This window comes from Fusibacter sp. 3D3 (assembly GCF_001748365.1).
Classification (GTDB): domain Bacteria; phylum Bacillota; class Clostridia; order Peptostreptococcales; family Acidaminobacteraceae; genus Fusibacter_A.
In genome coordinates this window covers 23,210-36,485 of the sequence record NZ_BDHH01000022.1, presented here as the reverse complement: position 1 = coordinate 36,485, position 13,276 = coordinate 23,210, and the positions used below count along the sequence as shown (strand labels likewise).

Below are 13,276 nucleotides of genomic sequence, written 5' to 3'. Positions count from 1 at the left end.
GAGGTATTATGAACTCTAAATTTAAAAATCTACCTTTAAAAACAAAATTACTCTACTTTTTTTTACCCATTAGCATCATTCCAATGGTTCTATTTTCTTTTTTTGTCGCTTCCATGTACGAACAAACTCTAGAAAAAAGAACTGCTGAAAATATTTTTGACAACAGTGCACTGATTTCAAATCAAATCGAAACCATCATCAATAACATGGTTAATTGTTCGAATGCAATCACTTTTAATATCAATTCGGTTTATGACGATTACGCTTCTAAAGAGCTTTACACGCCCATACAATATGAAATGGATCTGAACAGAGTCCTGTACAGTTCTAAGATCGTCTATCCCGAAGCGGATGCCATTGCTTTTCTAAATCAAAATGACCAACTCTTCTTCACAGATGCTCAAATGGATGATAATTTTACCAAGCTCTATACTTCAAGCATACTAAAAGAACTGGCCATCACCACGGGTAAAAGCATCTGGTTCGACATCAGCAAAAGAGACTATCTCACCTTAGATAGCGAAGTCCCTGTTTTAACACTTGGGAAAAAAATCATTCACATTAAAAGTGGTAAAACACTGGGGTATCTCTTAATCAACGTCAAAGAAGATACGCTCAGTAATGCTTTTAATCATCAAAAAATACAGTACGAGATCATAAAAAACAAACAGATCATAGCCTCTTACGATAACCGTAAAGTGCTTACTGATTTAACGTTTACACCCGCCTTGAGCAAAAGTTACTCGAAAAAGCAGATCGAGGGTAAAAATTATATTTACGCCTTTTCTCCCATTCACTTAGAAAAAGCACCTCACCTAGATCAATGGTTCTTAATGGCACGTACACCCCTTGACGATTTGAACTCAGATTTGCGATCGACACTGATTCTTTTGGCATCCATCGTGCTCCTCTGTATCTTCATCGAATTACTCATTGCAAATGTTTTTTCAACAACTATAATAAAACCTTTTGATTATATGATTACACAGATGAAGTCAATTGGCAACGGTAATTTCGACATTGAAATAGAGATTGATTCAAAAGACGAGATCGGTGTTTTTGCTAAAACCTTTAATAAAATGTCGAAAAAGATTCAGCGATTGCTTATAGAAGTCGAAGAAAAAGAACAGAAAAAAAGAACTTACGAGCTCGCTTTACTGCAAGAGCAGGTCAAACCTCATTTTTTATACAACACACTGGACACGATCTATGCGATGAATGAACTCGGATTAAAAAACGAGACGCGCAAAGGCATCAAAGCACTTGCGGATTTCTACCGAAAAACTTTAAGCAATGGTTCTGAAACGGTCACTGTAAAAGAAGAACTAGAGGCTTTAAGAGAGTATCTCTTTTTACTTAAGCTCCAATACGAAGATGCATTTGATTACAGCATTGAACTTTCAGATGAAATTGCCTCTGAAGAAATGATCAAACTCCTTTTGCAACCCCTTGTTGAGAATGCTATCTACCATGGTTTAAAACCTCTACAAGCTAAAGGGCATTTAAAAATAACGGCGTTTAAAGAGACCCAAAACATTGTCTTTGAGATTATAGACAACGGCATCGGCATACAAAGTGATACCTTAAAAGAACTGCTCACCTATGCGCATCAAACGCATAAGGACCACTTTGGCATTTATTCTATAGTGGATCGCCTCAAGCTCTGCTACGGTGATTCTGCACGTTTAGAGATCCACTCTCAAGTTGGCCTCGGGACTCATGTCAGATTGACATTACCGCTTCAATCTCCAAAGTAGAAAGGAAATTATCTATGATTAAAATCATGATCGTCGAAGATCGCCCCGTTTTTAGAGCTTATTTAAAAGCCTCTATAGACTGGAATCAATATGGATTTGAAATTTGCTGTGAAGCCAAAAATGGTAAGGAAGCACTTGACCTTGCAAGTCATCACTACCCCGACATTGTTTTGACCGATATCAACATGCCCCTTATGAATGGTCTTGAATTATCAGAAGCATTGGTCAATCAATATCCCGAGGTGAGCATCGTCCTCATCACGGGTTATAGTGAATTCGAATATGCGCGGAAGGCTATCAAATTAGGGGTAAGCGACTATATCCTTAAACCCTTTGATAAAGAAGAACTGATTCTGACACTTTTGAAGATAAAGGACAATTTACAAGTTTCATACGAAAGTAGGCTCCGCATAAAAAATAAAGATGAAGATGAAATCCATGAGATTCTGAAGTCTGCCATTCATACCTCGCCTTCTGACGACATTTCATCGCTTATACATCATCCAGAACTCATTTCATATCAATATCTGTGCATCATCTCTACCTTTAAGGATCAGAACCGTCCTGAAGATTTTATCTTTTGGCGTTCTGCGGTGACTCAACTGATGAAGCAAATGTTTGAGCTTGATCTTTTTCACCATATTATCAAAGACGCCGAAGGTCGAATCGTTATCCTCATCGGTGCAACTACCGATGCTTTAAATCAAGACGTTTTTCATCTGAAAGTCAAAACAGAGTATCAAAAAATCACGACGCTGCTCAATAAATATTTAACTTATGAAATAGCCACGGGAATCAGCAGTGTTCACAAGGGATTAAAAACCCTTAAGCTATGCTATTTGGAAGCCTTAAGCGCCATTAAGATGACGATTCACGACGCTCAAATTGACGTTATTGATTTTGCCACAATCCCAGAAGAAAATAAGAAGCACATCTTTTATTCTGTGGAAATCAATGAACAGCTCATCCGAAAATGTCGCGAAAATGATCTTGAGGGTGCCCTCAAGCAAATTGATGCAATCTATGACAATTTCATTTCAGAAAACATTTCTTCCAATTATGCACTGATTGTATTTATGGGCTTTATCTCATTGATTCTGTCCTTTATAACTCAATCTGGAAAGCGCATTGAAATTGTTTTAAAAGAGGATATGGAAATCGTCATGAACATCACGCGTTATGAGACAATTTACGAGCAAAGAGAAATCATCAAGCGCTTATTCGCATCGACCATTTCACATTTCTCTATATACAAGGTATCTCGATCCTTTAAAGTTGCTCAAAAGGCAAAACAATACATTGATATGCATTATTCTGAAAATACATTAACCGTGTCCGATATCGCAACAAATCAGTACATCAACGAAACCTATCTGAGAAAAATGTTCAAACTTGAAACGACTATAACCATTACGGAATACATCACTAGGGTGCGTATGACACATGCTAAAATACTGCTTCAAAATAGTGCGTTAAAATTGAGCGAAATCACTGAACAGATTGGTTTCAATGATGCCGGCTACTTTAGTCGCGCTTTTAAAAAATATTACGGAACCTCTCCAAGTCAATTTAAAAAGTAAAACCCATATTTGATTTGATTTGAGTAAACTTTTACTAAATTATTTTGAAAAGTACAAATTTGTGTCGAATATTGCATTCTCTATGGGACGTTTTTTGTCTACACTAAAGATACGGTATGTTTAAATCTTTACCGAATTTATGACTTAGGGGGATTAAGATGTTTACTCAAAATTTTAAAAAAGCATTGTCGTTGTTGCTGGTTTTGGTGCTGATGACTTTTATGCTTGCAGGATGTGCTGAGGCTAAGGAAACACCAACGGCATCCGCTGAAAACAATACAAATGCATCCAATGAACCAGCAACTGCTTCTGACGAAGTCATTACACTAAAAATCTATGCACAATATGCGGATGAAGATACCAAAGTTCCATATGACTATGCAATTGAAGAACTTGCGAAAGTTTATCCAAACGTTAAACTTGAACTCGATATTCAAGCACAAGATGATGGTCAAAAATTACAATCATACGCGGCGACAGGCAATTTGCCAGATATATTTCAAATTGGTGCTGCACAAATCGAAACCTTTAAAGAATCGGGCAATATTCTCGTTTTAGATGATTATGTGAAAAGCACTGGATTTGGCGACAAAGTTTTCCAAAGCGCACAAAACTTACTTTGGAACAAAGATGGTCATGCTTATGCTTTCCCGTATGCAGGCAATGAACTCGTTTTGATTTATTACAATAAGGCACTCTTTAAACAGTATAATGTAAAAGTGCCTGAGACCTATGAAGAACTTGAAACCGCCATCCATACTTTTAATGAAAATGATATCGTACCCCTTGCTGCCTTTGCAAAAGAAAAATGGATCACAACTTCACTTTTCGATGTGTTCGCAACAAGACTTGAGCCACAGGGGATAAAAAAATTGGACAGTGGTGAAGGTAAAGCAACAGAAGAGGCATTTGTAAAAGCCGCTGAAAGACTGCATCACTTGGTTGAAATCGGACTTTTAGCAGATGGGGCAACGAATATGAACTATGATCAAGCCGCAGCGCTTTTCTACGAAGGCAAAGCCGCTATGTTCATCAACGGTCAATGGGAAATCGCTGCTTCAACTGAAAAATTAGGTGACACTGTAGACTGGATGTTCTATCCTACTTTCAGTGAAAATCAAGATGCCAAAATGGCTTTTGCTGGTGGGGGCTCTGCAGGGGGCTATGCCGTATCACCATACTCTGAGCATCAAGATTTAGCCGCAGAAGTCGCAGCCTTTTTATCTGAAAAATACTGTGAAGCAAAACATTTATACCGTGCCAACCCCCTACTCGCTGTCAAAATCGATCCATCACTTGAACCGGTTAACCCATATCCACCAATGATGGAAAGACTTTCTGAAGTTTTACCTGACATCACAAGTACAACTGCGTTTGCATGGGGATTATCCAATCCACAATTCAAAGTGTTAATCGAAGATCAATCACAATTCCTTTTAACACCAGATTATTCTGCAGAAGAATTTATCACTGAAATGAATAAATCACTTGAAAGAATCCATGGTCAATAAAATTACAGCGATTACTTCAACAGGCGCCCATTGAGGCGCCTGTTATTCTAGAGCATTAGTTCTAAGGAGGCTTTATGAAACGCTATTTTGCGAACAAAAAGGCAATTGCTGTTTTTGTTGCACCTGCACTGCTCTTATTTCTTATTATGGTTTTTTACCCTTTAACGCAAATGTTCGTCAAGAGCTTTTACGCTTGGAACGGCTTATCAACAGGCAAATTTATAGGTTTAGACAACTATATTCGATTATTTGACGATACTGTTTTTCAAACGTCTATTAAGAATGGGCTCATCTTCTCACTCTTTATAACTGTATTTCAAATCAGCATCGCAACAGTGCTTGCCATTGCAGTATCCAACATTAAAATCAAGGGCAGAAATTTTTTTAGAATTGCTTACTTTCTCCCAGTTGTACTCTCTATAACAGTCGTATGCCAATTATGGCTATCTGTGTTCAATTCAGAATACGGGATGCTCAACAGGCTCTTTGAACTGCTTCACATGGATTATGCTCAAGATTGGCTTAGCGACCGTCATAAGTCCATCTACGTCATCGCATTTGTCAATGCTTGGCAGTATATGGGATATCACTTTGCACTGCTCCTTGCTGGCATAAAATCCATACCAAAAGATTATTATGAAGCCGCTCAAATTGATGGGGCATCCACTGTGGAAGCACACCGCAAAGTAACGCTCCCTCTGCTTTCAGAAACTTATAAATTCTGTTTAATTTTATCCGTTACCGGAGGGCTAAACGCGTTTACGAATATGTATATTATGACGGGTGGCGGTCCTGGAACGTCTACTTACACCTTGACCTATATGATGTATTCATCGGCTTTTAGAGCTTATGAATACGGCTATGGTATGTCTGCAGCCGCCTTTCTGGTGATCGAATGTCTCATTGCCACATTGGTGATCAACAAATTAGTTGCGCGTGAACGCATTACCTATTAGGAGGGCTTAAAAATATGACCATGCAAAATACGACCCTACAATTGCGCAAACCCAGAAAGAACACAACAGGTAATATCCTCTTTAAAATGGGCCTTTGGCTATACGCCATGATTTCGCTTTATCCGATTATATGGATGCTCTTTTATTCGTTAAAGACAAACGAAGAGATTTTTGTCAGTAATCCCTTTGGCTTTCCGACGAGCTTTCAGTGGGTTAACTATGCGCGTGCTCTCTCTGAGTACAATGTGCCCAAATATTTTTTTAACAGCGTCATCGTTTCACTGGGTACAGTGTCACTTACAATTTTAATCTCACTCATGTTTTCATATGCAACCTCGAGAATGCATTGGAGAGGGCAACACTTCGCTAGACTGTTCGTATCTCTCGGGATGTTCATTCCAGTACAATCCATCTTAATTCCACTTGCTGTACTGGTTAAAAACTTGCATCTTTCCAATAATTATTTAACGTTAATTCTACCCTATACGGCATTTAACATCGCCTTTTCAAGTATGGTATTTTACGGCTTTCTAAGAAGCATTCCCATTGAACTTGAAGAAGCGGCATTTTTAGATGGCGCAGGGATATTTACGACCTTTTTTAAAATTATTGTGCCCAATCTCAAGCCTGCAATCTCCACACTGATCATTTTTACTTTCTTGCAAGCTTGGAATGAATTTCCGATCGCACTAATTCTCATTACAGATAACGCTTTAAAGACGTTACCACTTGGTCTTCTGTTCTTTCAGGGTCAATTTACGACAGACTGGGGTGCTATGGGGGCCGCTATGATCATCGCCAGCTTTCCAACTGTTGTACTCTATATTTTCTTCTCAAATCAAGTTGAAAAAGCAATGACCATCGGTGGCGCAATCAAATAATATAGACTTTTAGACTTTTATGCTGTGGAGGTTTCATGAACATCTCATACAATGCCCCAAAAAAAAGATTCACCTTAAATACAGCGCATACCACATATGCGTTCGAGATTTGGGATAATCTCTATCCCGTTCATCTCTACTATGGCCCCAAAGCGGTTATTACTCATGGTTTTAAACCAGAGGACTTTAACAGTTTTTCCCCAAATCCAAATTTCAACAACAAATCTTACTCCTTAGATACACTGCCACTGGAATTTTCAAGTTTTGGCAACAGTGATTACAGAACACCCTCTGTTCAAATTGAATTTGAAAACGGCAGTAAAATTACGGATTTTATCTATGAAGGGTTTGAAATCGTGCCTTTTAAGGCACCCCTAAAAACTCTCCCCGCCTCTTTTAGTCATGAAAAGGATGAAGCTGAAACCCTGATTTTAACCCTTAAGGATCTCATTTCAGGCTGTAAGATAGAACTCTACTATTCTGTTTTTCCACATACAGATGTCATCACAAAGTCAACGAAAATCCTCAATTCAAGCCAAGAAACCCTTAAAGTCCTCGCACTTGCCAGTGGTCAAATAGACTTCCATCACTCAAATTTCGATCTCATTCACCTGTGCGGGGCATGGGCTCGAGAAAGAGATCTCGTCAGGACATCCGTTCATAAAACGGCTCACGCCATTGAGAGCAAAAGAGGTGCGTCTGGTCATCATCAGAATCCTTTTATGGCCTTAGTGGATCCAAACACCACTGAGTTTCACGGGGATTGCTACGGATTCAATCTCATCTACAGTGGCAGTTTTAAACATCAACTTGAAGTGAGCCCTTATGATCAGTTCAGAGTCGTCTCAGGGCTTAATCCCTTTAACTTCTCATGGGTCTTACTCCCAGACGAATCCTTCGAATCACCTGAAATGATCTTAACGTATAGCGCTAATGGATTAAATCAAATGAGCCAAAATTTTCATCATTTCATTAAACAGCATGTCTTAAGCCCTAGCTTTGCTTACCTAGAAAGGCCTGTGCTTATTAATAATTGGGAAGCCACATATTTTGATTTCGACGAAGATAAACTTAAAGCCCTTATCTGTAGCGCTGAAGAAATGGGTGCTGAACTCTTTGTCTTAGATGACGGCTGGTTTGGAAACCGCAATGATGACACGTCAAGTCTTGGCGATTGGTTTGAAAATCCAAAAAAATTGCCAAATGGGATTAAAGCCATCGCACAATTTGCGGTGAATCATCATGTGAATTTCGGACTGTGGGTAGAGCCAGAGATGGTTTCTAAAAATTCGCATCTCTACAGGGCACATCCCGAATACTGCCTTCAAACCCCTTCAAGGCCCCAAACCGAAGGTCGAAATCAATTGATTTTAGATTTATCCAATAGTGAGGTCTGCGATATGCTTTTTGATAATTTAGCCACACTTTTGAAAAAAGCACCTATATCGTATGTAAAGTGGGATATGAATCGAAATATGACTGAGGTTTATTCTGAAAGGTTCAATCAAGGCGAAGTTGAACACCGTTACTATTTGGGCCTCTACGCTTTAATAAAGCGGCTCACAACGGCTTTTCCATCTGTTCTCTTTGAAGGCTGTTCAGGGGGTGGAGGGCGTTTTGATCTCGGAATTTTACACTTTATGCCACAAAACTGGACCAGCGATAATACCGATGCGGTGGCACGCCTTAAAATCCAATACGCCACATCACTCGCTTATCCTATCATCACCATGGGGGCTCATATTTCAGCGGTTCCAAACCATCAAACTGGTAGAGTAACCCCATTTTCTTTTCGAGCACATGTCGCCATGAGCGGTAATCTGGGCGTGGAACTCGATCCTACTGCGCTTACTGAAAACGATTTAACGGCGCTCAGTGAATTCATAAAACTTTATAAATCACATCGACAACTGATTCAAAACGGCTCTTTTTATCGGATCAGCAGCCCTTTTGAAAACACCCTTACCGCTTGGTGCTTTCTGAGCAGCGATGCAAGAGAAATCCTACTCTTTGCATTTAGACCTTTTAAAATCGCTAACATGCCTTTGAAAAAGATTAAATGTCCTTATGCGGATGAAAATCTCAATTACGGACTTGTTTCCACCTCTTTTGAGGATACGAAACCAGAAGCATTCTCCGATATTCACGGCTCACAGCTCAAATACGATGGTCTGTATATGCCACATGCACAAGGCGATTTTAAGAGCTGTTATTGGTACCTAAAATCATTTTAAATCTACAGCTTCACTTCACATGGTAAATAAGGCACATACGCGGAATCCGTGCCTTTTACATGTGACATAATCCAATTTACAACATATGCCAATAGATCCAGTAAAGTCTGGTAACGATCCGTCTCTATGGCTTCCACTTTTATGCGTTCAAGAAAAAGAATAAATCTCTGATGCTCTTTTTTATGCATCGCAAGTCCTGGAAAATCTACTGCCTCTAAAATTTTTTCTTCCGCTTCAAAATGCTTCATCGTATACAGATGCAATTTGATCAAAATACGTATAATTTCATCATAGTTATCATCTGTTTCTGAATAAGCTTCAAACAAGGTCTCCAGTTGAGTCGCAATGCTAAACAACTGCTGATGTTGATGATCGATAATCTCATTGCCAACTGCTAAACTTTCATCCCAAATCATTTTAGAACCTCCTCATCAATCTTGCGTTATGCTTTAATAACGCTCTCTATTTTTTCAATTGTCAAAAGCAATACTGCGCTATAATAAACAGCTCTTTCATTGTGTGTTTCTGGACTCATATGATCAGGTAGTTCCTCTACCCTCAAATTTTCATGCAGTTTCATTAAATTTTCATAGGCAACAACCACTTCATCAATAGCCACCCTTTCATTTTGAGGCGTCATCGAATACAAAATGATCTCAATAATATAATGATTTAAATTCTTAAGCTCTGAAATTAACCGAACTTGGCTATTCGCGTTCATTCTAAGATCTGGTGTATGACTAAAAATGACATCAATGTCTTTAAAAAGGCTCATGGCTTCATTTTTAATTCTATTTAGGGTATTGAAATCAGAAACGCTCTGATAAGTCGTGAGGAAGTAATGCATTTTCTCAAGTACATAAGTCAATCGTTTATGCAGCATCTTTTTATAGAAAAACTTAGAGAAAACAAAGTTATAAAACACAGCGATTATAATGCCCGCTGTCAATGCCAATAATCTCAATCTCAACGTCAACAAAACACTTGGCATGCCACTCGCATTGTATTGTATATATTGTGTCATGTAAATGGCCGTAAATATGGCCACTGCGGAGACTTCTTTCCAGTTTCCAATCAGTGAAACATAAATGGTTATGGCCACCGCCAGTGGTATCGTGATCCAGTTCACACCAAATATGGCTAAAACAACTGCGCTGGTCACGCCACCAAGCCACGATGCTTTAAGCTGAGAAATACCACTTCTAAGACCAGACACGGTCACGGGTTCAAGCGTGAGCATCATCCCAAACAATAGAGAAATCATATCTTTCCCAATAATAGAATGATTGTGAAATAAAAGGTAAGCTGTCATCACGCTCATGAAACTCTTTAAAATATATAGCGGAGAATCGAAAAGCATCGCTTCTCTACTCAATAATATTCTTTTTTTAATGCTGTCCATTTTTGCCTCGCCTCTATCGATATTCGTTTATACGCTATCCCTTGATCCGTTCTTTTTTGGTCTTGCGAACAGTTTTTGCGCTTTCAATAATACTTTTGTGCCCGCTATGACAGGTTTCATCAAGGGCGTCTCCATATAAGCTTTAACTTTAAGCAACTCTTTTGGAATGTCAATGGATTGCGGACAATGCTCCAGACATTTCCCACAATTTTTACAAAGAGAAGCATAAGAAGGTGTGCCATTAGCGCCCCCAAGCTGTAACCAATAAAACCCCTTCATATTTTTTTGATTTAACAGAAATACAGAATTATAAAGATCAAAGCACCTAGGCATATCCACGCCAAAAGGACAAGGCATACAATACTGACAACCTGTACAAGGCACTTTTTGCAAACTTTGATAAATAGCCTTCACACTGGAAACCACCTGAAGTTCCTCATGAGACATGACATTCATACCCGATCTTTGAGCATATAATAAATTATCTTGCAAATGCTGATCCTCAGTCATTCCCGAAAGGATCATCGTCACGCCAGGATGATTCCAAATCCACCTCAAAGCCCATTCTGCTGGGGACCGTTCAGCATCGAATGTCTGATACGCATCCTGCACTTGCTGAGGTAAATTTTTTACAAGACTGCCCCCTCTAAGAGGTTCCATCACGAATACTGCGACCCCCTTTGAAGCTGCGTACTCTAAGCCTTCCTTACCCGCTTGATTCAACTCATCCAATATATTATATTGAATCTGACAAAAGTCCCAAGGGTATGCGTCAATGACTTCTTTGAACAGTGCACGATCTCCATGAAAAGAGAATCCCACATGTGCAATTTTTTGTTCTTTCTTTAAATTTGTCAAAAAAGGCAAAGTCTCAAAAGCATTGAATTTCGCCCAAGTTTCACGGTTGAGCGCATGTAGTAAATAATAGTCAATCACATCTACTTTTAGTTTTCTGATCTGGTCTTCAAATATAAGTGACAAGTCTGACTTTTTATGGACAGACCAAGGTGGCATTTTCGTCGCAATCTTCACTTGATCTCTGTAGCCGGCACTTAGAAACTTGCCTAAAAACAATTCACTCTGTCCATTGTGATAAAAATAAGCCGTGTCAATATAGTTAACACCGGCTTCGATGGCCTTTTTAAGCAGTTCCGTTGCTTTTTCTTCGTCAATTTTGCCTGCAGTCACTGGAAACCGCATACCCCCATAACCCAATATTGAAACTGGATCGCCGGTGGCCTTTACTTTTCGATATTGCATCGCAAACTTCCTTTCGTCAAAAAACCATATTGGATTTGACACTCTAACCCTATTTGCCAGTAAAAAAACAAACCTAGCGCTCTTCATATAGCGTTCTATAATAAAGATCCCTAGGTTTTGATCGCGTTCGAATGAATAAGCCGAGTATAACAGCCTTACCCTATTTAACACAATTTCTCGTTAAATCTGCTTTAAGATATTGACAATTTCTTTCATATGACCCGTTGTTTTTTCTTGTTCTGAAGCAATGTGGTTGAGTTTAAAAACCTCTTTGGTAATCCGTTCATTTTCCTGCCCAAGAGATTGAAGCAGCTCTGCAATTTGTCCAGCAAAAGTACTGGTGGTGTCTGACATCTTTTGAACTTCTGTTGCAACGACTGAAAACCCTTTTCCATGTTCTCCAGCTCTTGCCGCTTCAATGTTGGCATTAAGTCCCAATATCTTAATCTGCTGTGTGATCTTATTAACCGCCTTGATCATTTCATCCGTTTGTAAAATAAATTTTTTAGATTCTTCTGACGCATTAATCAGCTGCTGATTAATGCCTAAGAGCTCTTTTGTAACAGATACGATATAATCCATGTCCTTGTGCAGCTTATCACTGGTTTCAGTGATCTGTTCCAATTGATAATTCAATCTATTAGTCGTTTCCGTTTGTTGATCTACAACCGTCATCAAAAGTGCCGCAACGTCTGACTGAATAATGCGTTTTTTCCCGCCGTATTGCGCCATCAATTCACTTAAAACACTTGCATTACCAGTTGCTTCTATGATCACATCCACTTCTGTTGAAATTTGAGACATATCGGCTACACATTTTATCCCCAAGCGCTTTGCAAGCAAAACCCCTTGAGATTGCTGGTTTCTATCGACAACCGTCGTGATTTCAGTTTGATCCATTTCATGAAATAACGCGATGAGTTTTGAACCACCAGTGCCAGCACCTACTATTGCAATTTTCATATATTAAGCCTCCCATGCCTCAGACAAATTTTATTGGATTTCACGTGCCTATTTGCTATCTCCCTACCCCTTATCCAGTTTCATTTTAACCTTTATGAGATCACTCTATTATATCATTTAATCCTTGAAAAGTAAGAATTGTTTTTTAACAAATTCGACGTTTACAATCCAAGTGACGTACATGAGCATCGTCAGGTTTGACGTTGCAAAACGAACGGTTGTCGCTGTATAAAACGGTGGTATATAATGTTGTAACTCCAGATAAGTTAGACCTCTATCCAACGCGATAAAGCCCACTAAAACGGGCAATATACTCTTAAGCTCGATGGCTCGATGGCTCTTTTTACGCCGCACTGCGCTTGGCACCACCAAAAGTGAAATCGTCAGTATAAATAAAAGCGTTTGCATCTCAATTTGAGCTTCAAAAAACGCCCCCCTGCCAGAGAGTGCTTTTATAATAAAACAGAAAAAAATAAACCACTCGATACCACTTGGCAAATCTATTAAGAAGCGAAAGCGTAAAGGAATGTCGTTTGGCTCTTTTCTCAAGTACTTGATGAGTAAAATTTCAATCAGTAAGCAGATGAGTATCATCAAAAGGGAGACCGTTTTGCCTGTACCACTCACATGATCTAATACAACTATCCAATAAAATATACCCAGCAACATCAATATTAACAAATAAATTTTTCTCAATTTACGCCTCCAAATTATAAATAGGGTCCTCATAAA

11 protein-coding genes are annotated in these 13,276 nt (G+C 38.9%); 6 read left to right on the top strand and 5 right to left on the bottom strand.

Annotated elements, in window-relative coordinates:
- Positions 1-8 precede the first annotated feature (8 nt).
- From F3D3_RS19655 to F3D3_RS19630, 6 genes are all read left to right on the top strand, one after another.
- Positions 9-1,757: a sensor histidine kinase gene (locus tag F3D3_RS19655; RefSeq protein WP_069876142.1), complete on the top strand. Its 1,749-nt coding sequence runs from the start codon at positions 9-11 to the stop codon at positions 1,755-1,757.
- A 14-nt stretch (positions 1,758-1,771) separates the two neighbouring features.
- A complete protein-coding gene (locus F3D3_RS19650; protein WP_069876141.1) occupies positions 1,772-3,337 on the top strand; it encodes a response regulator in 1,566 nt (521 codons plus the stop codon).
- A gap of 158 nt (positions 3,338-3,495) precedes the next feature.
- Positions 3,496-4,848 carry an ABC transporter substrate-binding protein gene (locus tag F3D3_RS19645; protein ID WP_069876140.1) on the top strand — a complete coding sequence of 451 codons (1,353 nt, stop codon included), beginning with the start codon at positions 3,496-3,498 and terminating at the stop codon, positions 4,846-4,848.
- Positions 4,849-4,922: 74 nt separating this feature from the next.
- Positions 4,923-5,804, top strand: a complete 882-nt coding sequence (locus F3D3_RS19640) for a carbohydrate ABC transporter permease (protein ID WP_069876139.1) — start codon at positions 4,923-4,925, stop codon at positions 5,802-5,804.
- 14 nt (positions 5,805-5,818) lie between these two features.
- Positions 5,819-6,685: a carbohydrate ABC transporter permease gene (locus tag F3D3_RS19635; RefSeq protein ID WP_242877176.1), complete on the top strand. Its 867-nt coding sequence runs from the start codon at positions 5,819-5,821 to the stop codon at positions 6,683-6,685.
- 35 nt (positions 6,686-6,720) lie between these two features.
- Positions 6,721-8,919, top strand: a complete 2,199-nt coding sequence (locus tag F3D3_RS19630; RefSeq protein WP_069876138.1) for an alpha-galactosidase — start codon at positions 6,721-6,723, stop codon at positions 8,917-8,919.
- 2 nt (positions 8,920-8,921) lie between these two features.
- On the opposite strand, the gene F3D3_RS19625 is transcribed toward F3D3_RS19630, so the two are convergent.
- The 5 genes from F3D3_RS19625 to F3D3_RS19605 form a co-directional block, all read right to left on the bottom strand.
- A complete protein-coding gene (locus tag F3D3_RS19625; protein ID WP_069876137.1) occupies positions 8,922-9,335 on the bottom strand; it encodes a bacteriohemerythrin in 414 nt (137 codons plus the stop codon).
- Positions 9,336-9,361: 26 nt separating this feature from the next.
- Positions 9,362-10,321 (bottom strand): aromatic acid exporter family protein, encoded by a 960-nt coding sequence (locus F3D3_RS19620; RefSeq protein WP_069876136.1) that lies wholly within the window; start codon positions 10,319-10,321, stop codon positions 9,362-9,364.
- A gap of 27 nt (positions 10,322-10,348) precedes the next feature.
- The gene (locus F3D3_RS19615; RefSeq protein WP_069876135.1) at positions 10,349-11,581 is read right to left on the bottom strand and encodes an aldo/keto reductase; all 1,233 of its coding nucleotides are present in this window, start codon (positions 11,579-11,581) and stop codon (positions 10,349-10,351) included.
- Between the two features lie 180 nt (positions 11,582-11,761).
- Positions 11,762-12,544, bottom strand: a complete 783-nt coding sequence (locus tag F3D3_RS19610) for a methyl-accepting chemotaxis protein (protein ID WP_069876134.1) — start codon at positions 12,542-12,544, stop codon at positions 11,762-11,764.
- Positions 12,545-12,661: 117 nt separating this feature from the next.
- Positions 12,662-13,240: a hypothetical protein gene (locus F3D3_RS19605; RefSeq protein WP_069876133.1), complete on the bottom strand. Its 579-nt coding sequence runs from the start codon at positions 13,238-13,240 to the stop codon at positions 12,662-12,664.
- Positions 13,241-13,276: the final 36 nt, after the last annotated feature.